Raw genomic sequence first — 17602 nt, 5'->3', positions numbered from 1 at the left:
TAGAATTCACTTTTTGGTGATCCCTATTTGCCGGATCTTGACTTTGTAAGTCAAAGACAGGACAACAGGCCTTCAATTAAGGAGGCCTTTATGCGTGCATTTTTGAAACGCTCGCCAGCCCTGTTCTCCGTTCTCATTCTTTTTTTCGTTGCTTTTGTTGTCGGCTGTACCAAGAAGAAGAATGGCGATTATGGCCTCGATTTAAAATCAACTTTACGAATCAATATATTAACGGAACCACCGTCGCTAGACTGGAACAAGTCGGGGGATACGACAAGTGCGCTGATTCAGGACAATATCATGGAGGGCCTTGTTGAATACAATCTCGCAGACCCAAATCTCAGCTTGACTCCCGCCTTGGCAACCGAGTGGCGTTCAGAAAAAAATAGTCAGATTTGGTATTTCAAGGTTCGGTCTGGTGTGAAATGGACCGATGGTCAGGAGTTTACGGCTCGACAGATTTTGGATGGTTGGGAAAGACTATTAACTCCCGCTACGGCTTCAGAATACGCTTACTTTCTTTACGGCATCAATAATGCCAGAGCCTTCAATGAAGGAAAGATCAAAGATTTTTCCGAAGTGGGAGTGAAAATCACAGATGCCGGAGAGATCAGAGTTGAACTCACAGGCCCCACATCCTATTTTCCCTATCTTTTGACTCACCATTCGACTTACCCTATTCGGAAAGATATCATTGCCAAACATGGAGACAAATGGACGGAGTCGAAAAATATCGTCACTTTGGGGGCCTATACACTTAAAACTTGGGATCATGACAAGGCTATCGTTTTAGAGCGCAACGAGGCCTATTACGGGGAGAAGGCAAAGATAAAAAATATTCTCGCCTACATGATCAATGAGCTCTCTACAGCACTTAATCTTTTTAACGCAGGAAAGATTGACGCCCAAACACAGCTTCCTTCGACAGAACTGCGCGAACTTCGCAAGAGACCTGAATACCGCGAGACTGGAATTCTCTCGATCTATTATTACGGTTTTAACGTAAGAAAGCCTCCTTTTGACAACCCAGAGGTTCGCAAGGCCGTTGCTTATGCGATTGACCGCAAGGAGGTCACTCAGATGTTGGACGGCGGGCAGGTGCCTTTGACGAGTTGGGTGCCGCCTGGAATGTTTGGCTATGCCCCTGGAGTGGGGATCGGTTTTAATCCTGCCAAAGCCCGTGAGATCTTGGATAAGGCAGGATTTAAGGATCGAAGCAAATTGGCCAAGATCGAGATCGGATTTAATACGAATGAAGATCACAAACGCATTGCCGAAAATGTGCAGGCTCAACTCAAGCGAAACCTAGGGATCGACGTTGAACTGAAGAACGAAGAGTGGAAGGTTTATTTGAAGAGTCTTCGTACCGAGCCCCCGCATATTTTTCGGATGGGCTGGTTAGCTGATTATCCCGATCCTGACAATTTTCTTAATTTAATGACTTCGTATTCAGAGAACAATTACACGCGATGGAAAAATAAAAAATTTGACGAGCTCATTGGGAAGGCCGTTGGAATAGAGTCGCGAGACGCCCGTCATGAAGCCTATCTCCAGGCACAGCAGATTTTGACTGAACAAGATGTGCCTGTGGTTCCAGTGTATGCGGCCGTAGCTCATGGTTTGTTTTCTCCGAGAGTCGTTGGGTACCCTTTTGGTCCTCTTCAGAGATTTATCTTTAAGGGAGTGTCATTGAAGTGACTAAATGGTTTCAGGCTGTAAGAGATCAGGAACTCAATTTGACCCTGTGGGTGGGATTGCCAATTCTCGTTGTCTTAATGATAACCATGACATTGAATTTCTTTGGCTTTGAAGTTCCGACACTTCTTTGGCTCATTGACGGTATTTTGCTGCTCGGATCTTTCATTCATTACACTTTGACCCAGAACTTGACTGTCTATGTTTTTAAACGTGTGGCCGAGGCCGTTTTTGTCGTGTGGGTGATTGCGACTTTGACCTTTCTTTTGTTGAGAGTTGTACCAGGTGGGCCCTTTGATCAGGAAAAAGCTCTTCCGCCAGAGGTCAAAGCGAACATTGAAGCCAAGTACATGCTTAACGCTCCTTTGTATGTGCAATATGGAGATTATGTTTTTAAGCTATTGAAAGGAGATTTGGGGGAATCTTATAAATATATCGGTCGCCCGATCAATGACATTATTAGCGAATCATTACCCAATTCTGTGCAGCTTGGCTTTTACGCTTTGCTTCTGTCCTTTCTGATAGGAATTCCAGCGGGAGTCTATGCAGCATCAAAACACAATACATGGGCTGATACGCTGACGATGATGACGGCTATCAGCGGCGTTGCCTTGCCGAGTTTTCTCGTCGCGCCGATTCTTATTTTGATTTTCTGTTTTTATTGGCAACTTTTGCCCCCCGCACTTTGGGAAGGTCCGAGCTACTATATATTGCCCATTCTGACCTTGGGTATTCGTCCGGCGGCGGTGATAGCACGATTGACTCGGTCGAGCATATTGGATGTGATTCGCTCTGATTATATTCGGACGGCTCGAGCAAAGGGTTTGAGCGAAATGGCCATTCTATATAAACATGTTCTTAAAAATTCGCTGATCCCAGTTTTGACTTTTTCAGGACCTCTCGCCGCAGGTGTTCTGACTGGTTCATTTATTATTGAATTGATTTTCGCAGTTCCAGGAATGGCCCCTCATTTGATTCAGAGCGTGAGCAATCGTGACTATCCTTTGATACTGGGGACCACATTGGTCTTTTCTGTCATTCTTGTTCTTGCTAATTTGATCGTGGACCTTTTGTACGCTTATTTTGATCCAAGGATAAAGCTCGCATGAATCAGACTGTTACTACGGACTCGATTCTTTCTCCAAGCTCTGTTGTGGGTAAGGTCAGGAGACCCCAAAGCTTGTGGGCAGAATCCTTCAGGCGTCTAAAAAAGAACAAGGGGGCTGTGGTCTCTGCTTACTTTATTCTGTTTGTCTGCCTCGTCGCTCTTTTTGCAGAAAAATTGGCTCCTTTCCCTTTTGCTCAGCAAGATATGACGAGAATTCTTCATGCCCCAAGCAGCCATAATTGGCTGGGGACGGATTCGCTCGGTCGAGACCTTTTGTCTCGAATTATATTTGGAGCCAGGATGTCAATGGCAGTTGGAATATTCACTGCGATTACCTCTCTCATCATCGGGGTCTTTGTTGGAGCTGTTTCTGGGTGGTTTGGAGGAAGAGTCGATTCTTTTCTCATGCGTTTGGTGGACATTCTTTATTCAATTCCGACGCTTGTCCTTTTAATTCTCGTGAAAGTTGTTTTTGACAGTGTTCAGATGTTTGAGAATTCTGAATTGAAGGCGCTGACTGGAATTGTTTTGGCCCTGAGCGTGGTGGGATGGGTGACTCTCGCGCGATTGGTTAGGGGCCAGGTTCTTCTTGTTCGTGAGATGACCTATGTTGAAGCGGCCCGAGCTCTCGGAGCTTCGGGTTCTGGGATTGTGCTTCGGCACGTGGTTCCCAATATTTTGGGTCCAATTATTGTTATTTTGTCTTATCAAATACCGAGTAATATTTTATTTGAAAGTTTCCTCAGCTTTATTGGACTGGGTCTTCAACCACCGTTTTCCAGTTGGGGTGTCTTAGCAAATGAGGGTTGGCGCTCGCTGCAAACATTTCCTCACCTGATGATTTGGCCTGGAATGGCTTTGTTTTTGGCAATGCTTGCTTTTCAACTTCTTGGAGATGGACTTCGCGATGCTTTTGATCCACAGATGAAGGGTCGCTAGAGAGTGGCAATGAGTCGCAGGTTGAGGATTCCATTTTTTTTTTTTTTGCGTGGTTTATATCAACTGCCACAATTTCCTGTTGTCATCTGCCAGCTCCACCAGATTTTGTATTGCGGGAAAAGCAGATCATGGGCACGATCGCAAGGATAAGCGTATTGGGCCACATAGGTGCGCGGAGTATTGACGAAGCTTTTGGAGTCATGGAGGAGCTTGACCGAATTCTTTCAGTTTATAAACCAGACTCTCAAGTGTCTCGGCTCAATCAAGAGGGATTTCTGAGGGATGCCCATAGAGATCTTTTGGATCTTATTCAAAAATCTCGGGAGATTGAGAGAGAAACTGAAGGAGCCTTCAATATGACATTGGCGGCTCTCACTCTGAGGGCCTACCATTTTCAAGATCTGAATCACCTCAACTCAAGGAGTCTTCCTCGCCCGCGTTCTGAAGGCATTCGGATGGCTTTGAGACAGACGGGATCTCAGTTTGTGCGAGTCAAGGGGACTGAAATAAAAATTTTGAAAAAGGGATTGGGCTTGGATTTTGGAGGTATTGGCAAGGGCTATGCCATCGACAAAGCGAGCGCGATCCTTGCAAAAGCTGGACTTCAGGACGGAAGCCTAAGTCTGAGCGGTGATATACGCTGTTTTGGAGAGTGTTTAATTAAAATCCAGGATCCCCAGGATCCTTTGAGTGATTCTAAATTCATTGCAGAGTTGAGAGTCAGAGGCCCACAGGTGGGGATTTCTACGAGCGGAGGCTATGGTCGTTTTTCTGGAGATCCTTTGTTTCATCATTTGATTGATCCAAAAACGGGGAGATCTGTTTCGAACCTGTCCAGCATAACTTTGCTTGGAAATGAAACCAACACCAACTTGGATGCCTGGACGACATCTCTCGCTGTGATGCCTTTAGAGAAAGTGCGCCAATTCCTCCACGCACACGCGGGTCTGGGGTATTATATTGTCTTCTCAGATGGTCGAACAGACTCAAATCTTGAGAGAAGTCCTTGGGTTGTTGATTTTGCTTTCAACAAGAGCCGCACGAATTAAGATCCAGAGGATTGCGATATAAGCTGCTTGAAAAATGACAAATGAGAGAAGCTTAAAAACAACAAATGCAGGGCCAAAATAAATAATGAAAAATCCAGACGCCAGATTTAACAGGCCTGCGAGGGGGAAGCTGAGACCTAAAATCCATTTTGTCGAAGAAGAGATCTGTGGAATAAAAATCAGGAAATGGCTGAGGATGAAACTTATAATCCCGACTGCGGCTAAATGTTGAACGGCTGTTTCTAACAATCCCATTTCCGACTTCGGAAGCAAATTGATTTCTAAGTCGCCAAGATAAAACTGTTGAATGGAGGGCAGTGACCATCCCATTTTTGTTGTGAACAAGAGAAAAGAAGTTCCCAAATGCAAAATCATCAGAAGAGAATAAATTCCAATTATCAAATGATACTGTCTAGCCATGATGGAAGTGATCCTTAGGCCTGTGGTCATCCGGGCGACTGATCAAATAAACAAATACTTTGATTAACATGACGAACATCGATGTCTCAAAGAGCAAAAAACCAACAATCTTCATCCAAACAAGAAAGGGATGGACAAACCTCGTCCCTAACAAGCCACAGATTTCGATCAGGACAGCTAAAGAAGGAACAATGATCCAAAGAGTTTTTGCCTTATTTGAAATCTTCGTGTGGACCAATATCGAAACAACTGTCATGACCATCAGAGGATAGATAAATAAATTAACGTGTAGATCTGTAAAAAGAGTAGCGAGATCTTTCGCGGGCAGAAAAGACTCAGGATTTCCCAAAAGCTTATCTCTAACTTGATCAGGGAAGAGACCCAGGCGTGAGTATTCCAACCCGATATTAAGAGACAAATACAAGAACGTGAAAACAAGAAATAAAATCAGAAGCGTCCTAAGGTAGGAATTATGGCGAAGATCAGAATTCATTAAAAACTGCACGGCAATTTCCTAACTTCCATTTTTTTTCTGCTGAAACTTAACCTGCCAAATTCCACGAATGATTCGAGCGGCTTGAGCGAGTCGCTCTGTTGTCAAAGTGGATCCCGTAATAATTGGGATATCTTGCCCGGATTTTAAACCGGCCCTCATGTTTTTTCCAACAAATACTTGATTCCAGCCCTTTGGAGGCAAATATTCTGGATGTTCATAAAAGGCAATGAGTTCGACACTGACAATGGCACCCTTTGGGTCAATGGCGACTAAGGCCGTTTGATCTTTGGTTCGCACTTTAGCTGAATGCAGCCCAGCATGTCCTAGTATCTTTTCCTTGGCCTTGATTTCATAAAATGTAAAGACATTATCTTCAATGGGAGCTTGTGCGAGTTGCTGGGCCCGAGTTTTTTCCTCTTCTGTTAAAGAAATACTTAATTTGTTTATAGCAGTGGATTTGGGAAAGGCCGCTTTTGCCGCCTGTTCTGGAGAAATGAGCACTTGAGCACGGCAAATCACATAGCAGGGGGTCCCAAGAAATAAGACGAACAACAAACGAGAAAGTAGACTGTGGCTCATCTTTCGTTCCTCTCCTCTTGAGTCGGTCAGAGCGACTTCTGCCGTTGATCGACTACCTGAAAGATCCGAAGCTGGCAATGGGATATTGTGAACCTTATCAATAGGCTTGCAAGAACCCGAGAATCAGGAGGTATTTTGGCTTTGGCGTTGTCTCTGTTGTCAGCAGGGAGCGAGATGGTGTATCCAATTTAGAAGAGGAAATATTCAGACCACTGACTGAAGCGCATCGGTGCGGATATCTCTTGGGGTGATAATTCATGGACTTCGATGAGACAGCGAAATTTGATACACTGGTCGGAAAATCCAAGGGATTTTCGGCACCGATCAAAGACTTGGCGGGTGATGAAGTTCTGGTCTCTCGACTGATGGAGTTGGGGATAGTTCGAGGAGAAACGATTGTATTGAGAGGACAAGCTCCTTTTGGTGACCCCTATTTGGTTGAGGTCAAAGGACTCGTCGTTGCTTTGCGCAAGGAAGAGGTCCTATGCATTCATCTGTAGGTTTGTTTGAAACGGCCGCTTTGGTGGGATCACCCAATAGCGGGAAGACGACGCTCTTCAATTGGCTGACAGGTTTGCGTTATAATACGGTCAACTATCCGGGATCAACCGTCGATTATTCTGCAGGGACGAGCCACAGTCGATACGGAGAATCGGTGCATTTGATGGACACGCCAGGAGTCTATGGCCTATCCCCAAAATCACCAGATGAGGAAGTGACAATAAATGCCCTACAGGAGAACTTTAGCTGGGGCTCTGTCAAATTGGTTATATCCGTTGTCGATGCCACTCATCTTTCAAGGCAACTGCTCCTGACTCGTCAGCTCTTGGCCTCAGGTTTTCACGTGATTGTAGCTGTCACAATGATGGATTTGCTTTCCGAAAAGGGATTGGAAATTGACATCGAGGCTCTCGCAAAGGAATTGAATTGCACTGTTGTGCCGATTGATGGGCGCTTGGGTGGTGGTGTTCAAATTCTGGTGGATGAAACACGTCGAGTTTTATCGGACAATCGCCGAATGAAGCTCACTCATCGCATTGAATCCTGGAAAGCCGGGGACATCGAGCGTGTCCTAGGGGAGACTCGAGCGCTTGAGAAAAAGCTTGTTCAGCCCAATCGCTCTCGCCGAGGTCTCGATGCCGCAGAGAGGACGTCAAAAATTGATGGGGTTCTTCTTCATCCTTTTTGGGGTCTCATCATGTTTCTCGTCATCATGTCTCTTTTGTTTACTTCAATTTATTGGCTCGCGACTCCAGTCATGGACTTGGTAGACTCGGGATTTAGCTGGCTTTCCCGCCTTGTGAGTGAACTTGGATCAGGGGCTCTGTGGTCTGATTTTTTGGCAAACGGACTTGTGAGTTCGTTTGGGGCTGTTTTGGTTTTTGTGCCTCAAATTTTCATTTTGTTCATGGGAATCGCTTTGCTTGAAGATTCCGGTTACCTCGCTCGCTCTGCTACTTTAATGGATCGGCCTTTGCGAATGCTGGGGATGAGCGGTCGATCTTTTGTCCCTTTGTTGTCGGGCTATGCCTGTGCGGTTCCGGCCATGATGGCGGCTCGAACGGTCAATAGCAAACGGGAGCGCTGGCTTCTGTTGTTTATTATCCCATTGATGAGTTGCAGTGCAAGATTGCCGGTGTATTCTCTTCTTTTGACTTTTGTTTTTCGGGATAGCCCAGCCTGGAAGGCGGGCTTGGTTTTGGCGGGAATTTACGTAGGTTCCATCTTAGTCGGGGCATTGGCAGCGGCAATCGCGAATCGGTTTATTAAAATTCAAGAAAAATCCTTATTTTGTCTCGAACTTCCTGTTTATCGTCGTCCCCTTTTCGGCTCCGTTTTGCGTCAGGCCTATGGCCGAACCAAAAACTATATTCGTCGAGCGGGTCCCGTTATTTTCCTTTTGTCTATTGTTGTTTGGATAGGCACTACTTTTCCTCATTATGATGTGGCAAGTGATTCAGATAAGTTAAACCGGAGTTTTTTTGGGCAGGCAGGTCAGCTCATTGAGCCTGTTTTTTCTCCCATGGGAGTGGATTGGCGGGTCGGCGTAGGTTTGATATCTGCTTTCGCCGCGCGAGAGGTATTTGTTTCGAGTTTGGCAATCGTTTTCAATATTGCAGATAAAGACGAGGAATCCATGCAGGATTCTCTTTTGTCTCAGATGTCCGAGGCAAAAATGAGCGATGGATCTTCGGTTTTTACAATCTCGTCGGTGTTGGGTCTTATTGTGTTTTTTATGATTGCTCTCCAGTGCATATCGACCACTGGAGTGGCCGTTCGCGAGTCGGGGAGATGGCGTTTTGCCCTCATGCAATTGGTCGTTTTTAACATTGTGGCTTATGTTTTGGCCGTCGCTTTGGTTCAAGGGCTTCGTGCCTTTGGGATTTCTTAGTGGGAAAAATTATTTCATCCCGAGGCTGATCAAAAAGGGATTGGTTTTCTGTCGCTGTGTGAAGGACTGCTTGTCCATAATTCCATCCCACTTCATATTAACGAGTATTTGCCCAATGGCTCCTCCAAGAGTATTCCCAGGTCCCAGTAAGACAAGGTGATCCGGATTGTATTCCTTGAGGGCAACTTCAATCGATGCGGTCAGAGAATAAGGTTCAATGACTTGTTGATGGAGGGTATAGTGAGAAAGTTCTTTGACGTCGGTTGAATAGGCTTTCCAAATGTGACCTCGTCCATCAATGAGAGGCACCTTTGGCGGATGAAACAGGTTTTCAGGAATCATCTCTAGAGCTCGCTTTGAAACCTCGTTCAGCAAAGGCGTATGAAAGGCCGCATGGTTCAGAAGTTGAAAGGGAAAGTGTTCAATGGGAGGGAGAGATTTCATGAGATAATTCAGGCCCGCATTGTTGGCGCCTAAGACCAAATAACCCCCGAGAAAAATACTCGGATAGACTTCGACTCCGGGTGTCTCTTTTGCAGAACGAAGAACCTGATGGACGAGTTCCTCCTTAGAAGGATCTCTTTGCCAATTTTCTTTGATCAGAGGATATATGATTTGTCCTCCGATCGTCTTGTCTTTCATCATAGATCCCATGGTGTTTATCACTTGGTAGGCCCCGGCTTGGTCGAGCGATTCGCCCAGAGCCAGGGTGATATACCAACCCATGGAGTTTCCAGCAATTGCGACTATTTCATAGACCGAAGGATCAATTGCGGTGAAGTCAGCATAGGAGCATGCGTAAATGAGCGGAGAGGCATTTTCTCCTTTTGTGTGAATTTGGGGAGAAAAACTATTTGATGAATCCAAGTCTGTGATTGTCAAAAACCCATCTTCAAGTCTTCGTTGATCGAGGTCTTCAATAAAGCTTTTCAGTCTTTCGCGATGGGGTTTTAAATAGCCGAGAGTTTCCTTTAGATAACTGCCTCGACCTGGACACACAACAGCAATTCTCTTTTTTGCCACACTCATCTTAAACCTCAATTATTTTTATTTTTAATACCAAGTAAATCGAGGGCACCAGAAAGAATCTCAGCCTTCTTTGGAAGGCCAGCAGCTGCCATTTTTCCGAGGGGAATAAAACAGTCATCTGCCGCAACGATTTTGATTTGAGGCGTTGGCTTTAAATGTTCAACGAGTGCGGTGACAATGGCTTCACTGAAACTTCCGGTCTTGCGACACTCCTCGACAATCAATACTTTTTTGTAGGAATTTGCAACTTCTGCCACCTTTTTCCAGTTCACCGGTGCGATCCAACGAAAATCGAGAATTCTTGATGAAACTCCGTACTGTGTTTTGAGTTCCTCCTCTGCTTGTCTCGAATAGTAATAGCCATTTCCGTAGGTGAGTATGAGAAGATCTTTTCCCTCACCCCAGACATTAAACTCACCGAGAGCAATCATCTCTTCTTGGGCCGGGTAGGGATGAGCCCATAGTTTGTCCCCTTCGATATGGAGATCGCGAGTCATATAAAGAGCAATGGGTTCAATGAAAATGACAACTCGGCCGTTTTCGTAGGCCTCTTTGACGCAAGTTCTCATCATCTTGACCGCATCGGCTCCGTTTGAGGGAACGGCTATAATCAGTCCGGGTATATCCCGAAATATGGCCAGAGAATTATCGTTGTGAAAGTGGCCTCCAAATCCCTTCTGATAGGCCAAACCCGCGATTCGTATGATCATTGGGTTGGTGTATTGGCCCTGAGAGAAAAAGGCGAGAGTGGATGCCTCGCCTCGGATCTGATCTTCAGCATTGTGAACATAGGCGAGGAATTGAATTTCACAGATTGGCAAAAAATTATTGTGTGCCAATCCTATGGCTGTTCCTAAAATCGACGTCTCGTCCAGAGGGGAATTAAAAACTCGACGAGGACCAAATTTCTTAAAGAGCCCATCTGTCACATTGTAGACGCCTCCCTTTTGAGCGACGTCCTCACCGAAGACAAGAGTGTTGTTGTATTGTAACAGGATATCATGCAGGCCGATATTGATGAGCTTTGCAAGATGAAGGGGCTGGCCGAGCTTGTCGAAATCTCGACCAAAAAGGCCGGCCCGTTCTGTCTCTGAACGTAGCGGTGGTGAGATTTTCTTCTCGGAACAGGCTGTGAGGCTTGATCGCACCTCTGTCGGGGTTTCCAAAACGGGTCTTTTTATGGCGGACTCACTGACCCATCTGACTTGTTCCCGAATTTTTTCATAAATCAAAATCAAATCTTCCGGTGATCCCATCCCATTTTCGATAATTATTTTTGCCGAATGAAGGAGAGGATCATTTAGTTCAGCTGTCTCAATTTCTGAGGAACTTCGATAAGTACTTTCGACGTCTGATCCTGCATGTCCCATCAGCCTCACCGTTTTCATGTGCAGAAAGACGGGCTGACGACGAGTTCGGGCCAGCAGCCCAGCTTCCTTTGCAACCTTAAATGTATCCAGAAGATGAAGGCCATCGCATTGAAGGTATTGAAAAGAGGTTCGACGGCAAAAGGATTCTTGAACCCAGTTGACCGGGGTGGGCACAGAAATTCCAATTCCATTGTCTTCGCAGAGAAAAACAAGGGGCAAGGGAATTTTTTGAAATGAGATCCATGCGGCTGTATTAAAGGCTCCAACGGCCGAGGAGTGATTGATCGAAGCGTCACCGAATGAGCAGAGAATAATTCCATCCTCTTTCAGATTTCCCTTAAGGCCCAAATCGGAGGCCCTTTTGATTGAGAGTGCGGCTCCCACAGCTTTTGGGAGATGAGAGGCAATGGTGCTTGTTTGTGGTGGAATATTTAAGGGCTTGCTCCCAAACACCTTGTGCCGACCTCCTGCGATTGGGTCATCACTTGAGGCGACAAAGGAAAGCATCAAGTCATAAAGAGGAGCGGTGCCGGGCAATTGTTTGGATCGTTGGATCATAAAGGCTCCACTGCGATAGTGGAGAAAAGCCATGTCCGTAAAGGGAAACACTTTGCCGATGACGGCATTGCCCTCATGTCCTGCGCTTCCGATGGTGTAGTAACATAAACCTTGGTTTTTCAAAGTCCGAGCGAGGAGGTCCAGATGTCGACTCATCACTTGCGATTCAAAGAGGTCCATTATTTCGGTTTTGCTCAGACCGATACTTTCGGGCCGTATCTGGTGAGGAGAAAAGGGGAGGTTCCCTTGACGAACCAACCGAACAAAATTTTTGTCAATGATCTCAGCGCGGTTGTACATAGGCGATATCCTTGATGTAATGATTATTAAACGGTACTGCTGTGCCGGGTGTTATGCAACTTGTCCATAGAAAGACTTTCACTTTATTCATAAAATCGCATACCTTTAAATAGCTCAACGAGGAGTTTGCTATGGCTGCATATGAATCTCTTAATTACATGGATTTTGACGGTCTTCTCAGCGATGAAGAACGGATGATTCGAGATACAGTTCGCGAGTTTGTCTCTAATGAGGTGATCCCGACATTGCAAGAAGCCAACCGCAAAGAAGACTTGCCCGCCCATTTGATTCCGCGGTTTGGAGAATTGGGTCTGTTGGGAGCAAATATTCAAGGTTATGGCTGTCCTGGTCTAGGGGAGGTTGGCTACGGTCTTGTTATGCAGGAGTTAGAGCGCGGTGACTCTGGAGTGCGCTCCTTTTGCTCCGTTCAGGGAGCTCTGGTCATGTATCCCATCTTTGCTTATGGATCTGAAGAACAGAAAAACAAATATCTCCCGCGATTGGCAAAGGCGGAACTCATTGGTTGCTTTGGATTGACCGAGCCCGATGCGGGTTCAAACCCAGGCGCCATGTTGACTCGAGCGGAAAAGGTGTCTGGAGGCTATCGTCTCAACGGAAACAAAATGTGGATCACGAATGGCTGCGTCGCTGATATTGCCATTGTCTGGGCTAAACTTGGCGGGGTTGTGCGTGGGTTTATTGTGGAAACGAAGACGCCGGGATTTTCGACAACGCGAATGAAAGGTAAATTTGCATTGAGGGTCAGTGTGACCAGTGAATTGCATCTGAAGGACTGTGTCGTGCCTGACAATGCGATCTTGCCGAATGTTGAGGGACTCAAAGGCGCGCTCGGATGTCTGACCCAGGCTCGGTATGGCATCGCCTGGGGAGTTTTGGGTGCAGCGAACGCCTGTTATCATGAAGCGCTCAATTACGCCAAGCAAAGAGTCGTAATTGAAAACAAGCCGCTGGCGGGTTTTCAACTGGCTCAGGCCAAATTGGTCAAGATGGTACAGGAAATCACAAAAGGGCAACTATTGGTCTTGCAGTTAGGCCGACTCAAAGAAAAAAAGGAAATGAAACATTGGCAAGTCTCACTGGCCAAGATGAATAACTGTCGCATGGCTCTCGATATTGCTCGCGAAGCTCGCGACCTGTTGGGGGCGAACGGAACAATTGATGAATATCCGGTCATTCGTCACATGTTGAACCTTGAAACTGTGAATACCTACGAGGGCACAGAGGATATTCATAGGCTAATTGTTGGTCGTGAGATTACGGGCCTTTCGGCAATTCAATAGAAAGAATCTGTCTCGTGGATTTTTCGATTTTTGCCTTTTTTTGGTGAAGTAGCGACATTATTTAATTTTGATTTGAGTTTTTTGTTTTCTATTTTTAAGTCTTCCATATTTGCTTGTGCATGACTGAGTTTATCAAGAGACTTTTGCCAGAGCTTGTTGATTCCTGTTACTTCTTTCGAGAGCTGCTCTTTTTCCTTATTTGCCGCAGCCAATTTTTCCCTGATAGTTTCAGTTTCAGTTTCGAGTTCTTTTACCCAGTCGAGTATTTCAAGGAGGGAGAACTGAATGAGGTCTCTCTGAATATCAGAGGATGGAAGCTTATTGAGGAGTTGAGGTAGGCTGGATTTTCTTAGTTCCAACGCAGTTGTGGTATTCACCTCATTATTTGAATAGACAGAGGGATTCTGCAGACTTTTAAGTTCAGGTTTTGATAAGAGCCAATCGGGTCGAGAGAGTCCTTGAGTGTTTGGTCTACTTTGTCTTTGAAAGATCGTTCCTAGCCAGTCCTTGATTTTGAGGATGGACTCTTTAATGAATTCATTTCTCAAAGCGACCATCTTTTCGTAATAGGTTCGGAGTTCAATGAATGACATGATAAGAAGAAGTCCCGAAATTGTCCAAATTGCATATGTGAGTACCAAGACCTTGAGGTTGATATTTGTTGCAATTTTAGCAGCTGGTAAGCTTGATATTTCAAGAAAAATTGCAGTTGGGTTTATTTCCATATATCCTCTTCATGGCGAGTTCCGATTCCATTGGAACTCTCGCACTCTTTATTATCGGAAAGATTCCCTTTCTTTCAAACGAGACAAATGGTGAGTTGAGACCTAAGCCTAGCCCTTAACAAATATTGTATAGCTTCGAGAATCTATACCTTGATTTGTGTGTGCGATCGACCGATCAATCTCATGATTTAGCGGAGGATTTAATTCATGAACTTTGCAGGTTTTTTGGGAATATTGTCGGCTCTATCAGTTTTGTATTTTGTTGTCATGGGAGCCAAGTCTCCAGTGATATTTGCTGATACGCATGGAGCTATCATCGTCATTGGAGGAACATTGGCTGTCGCCTTTCTTTCGTTTCGAAGCAGCCGACTCATTATGGCCATGAAGATTGTATTTCGAAAGTTATTTGGAAAAATTCGGAATAACTATCTTGAGCAAATCAGAATAATTGTTGAGACAGCGGATCTTTATCGTTTGAATCCAAAAGCGACTGTGGAAAAAATTAGCAGCAGTGCTCACCCATTTTTTAGAGATGGAATGCGATACATGGTTGAATTCGGATTCTCTGCTATGGAAATCGATGAAATCATGACGAATTCTTTAAAAGGGAAAAAGATGAGAGATGATCAGGAAATTAAAGTTTGGCACACAATATCGCGATTTCCACCGGCCTTTGGTCTGCTGGGCGCGACAGTTGGAATGATCTCTCTTTTGCAAACCCTGGGAGAGCCAAACGCTCAGGACAATATTGGACCTGCAATGGCGACGGCTCTGGTGGCGACTTTTTATGGTCTCGTCGTGGCGAATCTAATTCTGATTCCGATCAGTGAAAACCTAGCTGAGGTGTCTGATGGAGATATGGTTTTAAGAAAAATTATCAAGGAAGGAATTTTGCTCATTCAGGAAAAGAGGCATCCGCTCTATATTGAGGAATATCTGAAATCATTTCTGGCTCCAGGTCTAAGACAAGCAGATCTCCTGCAGGAAGGACAAAAGGAGAAAAATGCAGCCTGAGAAATTGAACGCAGAGCCACCAATGCATCGTAGGCGTCAATCGACGCATATCGAAGAAGCGCATAAAGAATTGGCTCATGACGAGTCAAATTGGTTGGTCAGTTATGCCGACATGATGACACTGTTGTTCGGATTTTTCGTTCTTCTTTACTCATTTTCAAAAATCGATAAAGACAAATTCACAGTGATCAGAAAGGAAGTGGCCTCGTATTTTGGAGGTCAGGTAAAAGAAAATCCGGCTGTTCGAGAGGTCGTAGATGATATCGAGGAAAACACAAAGGAATCTGGTGTTGATCCAAAGGACATTGTCATTCAGGCAAAGGACTCGAGCATCATTTTGAATATCCAAAGTGAGCTTCTCTTTGCTTCGGGCTCAGCAGAGCTTGGGCAGGACTCAATTGCTGTTTTGAGCAAGATTATTTCTAGTATAAGGAAACACAAAATGATTAATAAAATTTCGGTTGAGGGACACACAGATGATGTCCCGATATCTTCAGCTCTGTTTCCGACGAATTGGGAGCTGTCAGCAGCTCGTTCCTCTCGAGTCGTGAGGCAGTTTGAAGCTGACGGTTTCCCAGCTGATCGCTTGAAGGCAGAAGGCTATGGTTCTTCACTGCCCTTGGCTGCTAATCGGGATAAGGATGGAAAGATTATTGCTGAGAACCTGAAGATTAATCGTCGCGTGGTCATCAATGTCGACTTTGGCCATGACGTAGACGCGGCTTCGAAAGCTTTGCGTTCCCCGCAATTTTCGTCGCAAGAAATGAAGGACCCAGAAGAGAAAAGCCGGGAGCTCATATTGGACGGTCAAGGTGGGACTCAGGTCCTCACTTCAGAGGACTTGAAGAAGAGGGCTGAACAGGCTCAAGCACGGATCAACGAAGCCAATATGAAAATGAAAGAGATTCAAAAGGCCGAAAAAGAAAAACAAGAAATTGAAAAACTAAAGTCCAAAGTCTTGGAAATGGAAAACCGAGCAAAAGAAATAGAAAAAGAGGTTCAGACTAAAAGTAACTCGTTGTAAAGGAAAACATGATTCCTGTCGCGCTATAGCGAAGGTTTCCGGTTTTCCCTTGATTTTCATCCGCTGATCCGAAGCGGTGATCCAACTCAACCGAGAGCAGTGTATTCGCTCTGAGTGGATAATCTACCCCGACACCGAGAGAAACCTCAAAAACAAGGGAGCTGAAGGTGATCGGATTGTCGGGATCATCACTTTCAGTTTTATTTAAATTGAAATTGGTAGGGGTGAGTCCGCCGTAGACAAAGGGACTGGTCTTGTGCTTTTGGATCGTGATGTTGTCATCTGTGGTGAGGTTTGAGGAGCTGATTCCGTAGGGGTAAAAGTATCCGCTAAATCCCAATCCAGAAATTGGAATCATTCCGAAGTCACTGTCAAAGTCTCCAATATAATGAATGCCCACTCGGGAACCAAATGAATTCAAATCCCATAAAATCGTGGGTTGAAACGTCAACGAGCTATTGAGGGGCTGGCTTTCGACGGCATCTCCCGCAGATACAGTGGTCAGGAATATCCCTGTCTTAAGACGGAGATTTGGAACCTGGACCTGAGCCTTGATGCTTGTCGAAACAAGAAATAAAACAGCAATTTTACTAAGAATAAAGAATCGTACTTTCATCTTGTTGTCTACTCTAGACGAAATTCCGAAGAATTACAAAGGTAGGATTATATCGCCATGAAGAATAGGGGAATACCAAAGGAAAAATTCGCAGGCATGCTGGCTGGTTTTGGCCTTTGCGTGAGCATTTTTGGTTGTTCTGGAAAATACCTCATCAAAACCTATCCCGCTGGAGCGAAGGTCTACTTGCGTGATATCAAGTCGAACGAAAAGAAGCTCGTTGGCCTGAGCCCCGCCCAAATAAAAGAGGAGTCAGGGCTTGGCGATGTCTTCTTCCTGGTGTTTGAAAAGCAAAATTACAAAGAAAAAGAGGTCATGATTCGGGTCAATCCTGGAGAAAGTTTAACCGTTGCAGCCCAGTTGGATCCCATGCTCAATGACGGAACAACTGCGGATGGAAAAAATGGAGCTGATTCAGGTAAAAAGGACAATGAAGACAAGCCACCACCAGGACAGCCGAAATCCGATGAAAAGAAAGAAGAAATGGAGAAGCTGAAGCAAGAGATTGCTGACTTGAACTTGCGTGTCGCTCTCTTAGAGAATACGACAGTTTTGTATAAAGACGCGATTTTCTCTGCCCGCTTTCAAGGGGGGCCTGCAAAATTTGATAGAGACCGAAATGACAATGTGATTGGATACATGTTTCAAGCTCAACAGGCGATTGCAGGCAATCAACTTGGCAAGGCGATTGCTCTCATTGATAAGGCGATCGAGTTGGATGAATATGTCTCTCAGGCCTGGCTGTTGAAGGGGTCGGTGAAGTATTTGCAGAAGGACTATTCGTCTGCAAGATCAGCCTGGGAGCGATCGCTCAAACTTGACCCTTACAATAAGATCGCCTTTAAGTACCTTAACGAGGTTTACAAAAGAATGGGAGACAGTCCACTTGCTGCACCTCCGGCCGATTTGAGAACCCCGTCTTCCGTCTTGGATATAAATAAAAGAAAAAATACGAAGGCAGAGAAGAATTGAGGTCTTGATTCCAGG

17 protein-coding genes are annotated in these 17602 nt (G+C 45.2%); 10 read left to right on the top strand and 7 right to left on the bottom strand.

Translation table 11 applies throughout. From position 1 onward, the window contains the following. Positions 1-90 precede the first annotated feature (90 nt). The 4 genes from IPL83_10240 to IPL83_10225 all read left to right on the top strand — a co-directional run bounded on the left by IPL83_10240 (position 91) and on the right by IPL83_10225 (position 4791). Entirely contained in the window at positions 91-1698 is a 1608-nt protein-coding gene (locus IPL83_10240) for a peptide ABC transporter substrate-binding protein (GenBank protein MBK9039527.1), read from the top strand. Between the two features lie 188 nt (positions 1699-1886). Then, entirely contained in the window at positions 1887-2804 is a 918-nt protein-coding gene (locus IPL83_10235) for an ABC transporter permease (GenBank protein ID MBK9039526.1), read from the top strand. Next, positions 2801-3742, top strand: a complete 942-nt coding sequence (locus IPL83_10230) for an ABC transporter permease (protein ID MBK9039525.1) — start codon at positions 2801-2803, stop codon at positions 3740-3742. Before IPL83_10235 ends, IPL83_10230 begins: the two co-directional genes overlap by 4 nt. A gap of 128 nt (positions 3743-3870) precedes the next feature. Further along, the gene (locus tag IPL83_10225) at positions 3871-4791 is read left to right on the top strand and encodes an FAD:protein FMN transferase (GenBank protein MBK9039524.1); all 921 of its coding nucleotides are present in this window, start codon (positions 3871-3873) and stop codon (positions 4789-4791) included. Here the strand turns inward: IPL83_10225 and IPL83_10220 are convergent. The 3 genes from IPL83_10220 to IPL83_10210 are packed head-to-tail and all read right to left on the bottom strand — an operon-like array spanning position 4729 to position 6286. After that, positions 4729-5211 (bottom strand): hypothetical protein, encoded by a 483-nt coding sequence (locus tag IPL83_10220; GenBank protein MBK9039523.1) that lies wholly within the window; start codon positions 5209-5211, stop codon positions 4729-4731. The genes IPL83_10225 and IPL83_10220 overlap by 63 nt on opposite strands. Next, the gene (locus IPL83_10215) at positions 5204-5716 is read right to left on the bottom strand and encodes a hypothetical protein (protein MBK9039522.1); all 513 of its coding nucleotides are present in this window, start codon (positions 5714-5716) and stop codon (positions 5204-5206) included. Before IPL83_10215 ends, IPL83_10220 begins: the two co-directional genes overlap by 8 nt. Positions 5717-5725: 9 nt before the next feature. Then, entirely contained in the window at positions 5726-6286 is a 561-nt protein-coding gene (locus tag IPL83_10210; protein ID MBK9039521.1) for a hypothetical protein, read from the bottom strand. Positions 6287-6543: 257 nt separating this feature from the next. Here IPL83_10210 and IPL83_10205 point away from each other — a divergent pair, with 257 nt between their 5' ends. Together IPL83_10205 and IPL83_10200 are read left to right on the top strand one after the other, a co-directional pair. After that, on the top strand, positions 6544-6786 hold the full coding sequence (locus IPL83_10205; GenBank protein MBK9039520.1) for a FeoA domain-containing protein: 243 nt from the start codon (positions 6544-6546) through the stop codon (positions 6784-6786). Further along, the gene (locus tag IPL83_10200) at positions 6771-8678 is read left to right on the top strand and encodes a ferrous iron transporter B (protein ID MBK9039519.1); all 1908 of its coding nucleotides are present in this window, start codon (positions 6771-6773) and stop codon (positions 8676-8678) included. Before IPL83_10205 ends, IPL83_10200 begins: the two co-directional genes overlap by 16 nt. A gap of 9 nt (positions 8679-8687) precedes the next feature. On the opposite strand, the gene IPL83_10195 is transcribed toward IPL83_10200, so the two are convergent. Together IPL83_10195 and IPL83_10190 are read right to left on the bottom strand one after the other, a co-directional pair. After that, positions 8688-9707 (bottom strand): ACP S-malonyltransferase, encoded by a 1020-nt coding sequence (locus IPL83_10195; protein MBK9039518.1) that lies wholly within the window; start codon positions 9705-9707, stop codon positions 8688-8690. A gap of 8 nt (positions 9708-9715) precedes the next feature. Continuing rightward, positions 9716-11935, bottom strand: coding sequence for an MFS transporter (locus IPL83_10190; protein ID MBK9039517.1), 2220 nt, complete (start codon positions 11933-11935; stop codon positions 9716-9718). A gap of 131 nt (positions 11936-12066) precedes the next feature. Here IPL83_10190 and IPL83_10185 point away from each other — a divergent pair, with 131 nt between their 5' ends. Further along, positions 12067-13236 (top strand): acyl-CoA dehydrogenase family protein, encoded by a 1170-nt coding sequence (locus IPL83_10185; GenBank protein ID MBK9039516.1) that lies wholly within the window; start codon positions 12067-12069, stop codon positions 13234-13236. Here IPL83_10185 and IPL83_10180 read toward each other — a convergent pair. After that, the gene (locus tag IPL83_10180) at positions 13230-13961 is read right to left on the bottom strand and encodes a hypothetical protein (protein ID MBK9039515.1); all 732 of its coding nucleotides are present in this window, start codon (positions 13959-13961) and stop codon (positions 13230-13232) included. The two genes, IPL83_10185 and IPL83_10180, sit on opposite strands and share 7 nt — an antisense overlap. A 288-nt stretch (positions 13962-14249) precedes the next feature. Between IPL83_10180 and IPL83_10175 the strand changes: the two genes are divergently transcribed. Then, a complete protein-coding gene (locus IPL83_10175; GenBank protein MBK9039514.1) occupies positions 14250-14975 on the top strand; it encodes a MotA/TolQ/ExbB proton channel family protein in 726 nt (241 codons plus the stop codon). After that, positions 14965-15999, top strand: a complete 1035-nt coding sequence (locus IPL83_10170; GenBank protein MBK9039513.1) for an OmpA family protein — start codon at positions 14965-14967, stop codon at positions 15997-15999. The genes IPL83_10175 and IPL83_10170 overlap by 11 nt, the downstream gene beginning before the upstream one ends. Here IPL83_10170 and IPL83_10165 read toward each other — a convergent pair. Beyond that, a complete protein-coding gene (locus IPL83_10165; GenBank protein MBK9039512.1) occupies positions 15980-16615 on the bottom strand; it encodes a hypothetical protein in 636 nt (211 codons plus the stop codon). The genes IPL83_10170 and IPL83_10165 overlap by 20 nt on opposite strands. Positions 16616-16735: 120 nt before the next feature. Here IPL83_10165 and IPL83_10160 point away from each other — a divergent pair, with 120 nt between their 5' ends. Then, a complete protein-coding gene (locus IPL83_10160) occupies positions 16736-17587 on the top strand; it encodes a hypothetical protein (GenBank protein ID MBK9039511.1) in 852 nt (283 codons plus the stop codon). The last annotated feature ends 15 nt before the right edge of the window (positions 17588-17602 follow it).

The organism is Bdellovibrionales bacterium, assembly GCA_016716765.1.
In the GTDB taxonomy this organism is placed as follows: Bacteria; Bdellovibrionota; Bdellovibrionia; order Bdellovibrionales; family UBA1609; genus JADJVA01.
This window is presented reverse-complemented; position numbering and strand designations above follow the sequence as displayed.

Bases quoted from the DNA above. Each gene is read 5' to 3' on its own strand.
- IPL83_10230 (MBK9039525.1), top strand. From the start codon at position 2,801: ATGAATCAGACTGTTACTACGGACTCGATTCTTTCTCCAAGCTCTGTT.
- IPL83_10225 (MBK9039524.1), top strand. From the start codon at position 3,871: ATGGGCACGATCGCAAGGATAAGCGTATTGGGCCACATAGGTGCGCGG.
- IPL83_10200 (MBK9039519.1), top strand. From the start codon at position 6,771: ATGCATTCATCTGTAGGTTTGTTTGAAACGGCCGCTTTGGTGGGATCA.
- IPL83_10210 (MBK9039521.1), bottom strand. From the start codon at position 6,286: ATGAGCCACAGTCTACTTTCTCGTTTGTTGTTCGTCTTATTTCTTGGG.
- IPL83_10185 (MBK9039516.1), top strand. From the start codon at position 12,067: ATGGCTGCATATGAATCTCTTAATTACATGGATTTTGACGGTCTTCTC.
- IPL83_10220 (MBK9039523.1), bottom strand. From the start codon at position 5,211: ATGGCTAGACAGTATCATTTGATAATTGGAATTTATTCTCTTCTGATG.
- IPL83_10240 (MBK9039527.1), top strand. From the start codon at position 91: ATGCGTGCATTTTTGAAACGCTCGCCAGCCCTGTTCTCCGTTCTCATT.
- IPL83_10165 (MBK9039512.1), bottom strand. From the start codon at position 16,615: ATGAAAGTACGATTCTTTATTCTTAGTAAAATTGCTGTTTTATTTCTT.
- IPL83_10180 (MBK9039515.1), bottom strand. From the start codon at position 13,961: ATGGAAATAAACCCAACTGCAATTTTTCTTGAAATATCAAGCTTACCA.
- IPL83_10205 (MBK9039520.1), top strand. From the start codon at position 6,544: ATGGACTTCGATGAGACAGCGAAATTTGATACACTGGTCGGAAAATCC.
- IPL83_10195 (MBK9039518.1), bottom strand. From the start codon at position 9,707: ATGAGTGTGGCAAAAAAGAGAATTGCTGTTGTGTGTCCAGGTCGAGGC.
- IPL83_10170 (MBK9039513.1), top strand. From the start codon at position 14,965: ATGCAGCCTGAGAAATTGAACGCAGAGCCACCAATGCATCGTAGGCGT.
- IPL83_10190 (MBK9039517.1), bottom strand. From the start codon at position 11,935: ATGTACAACCGCGCTGAGATCATTGACAAAAATTTTGTTCGGTTGGTT.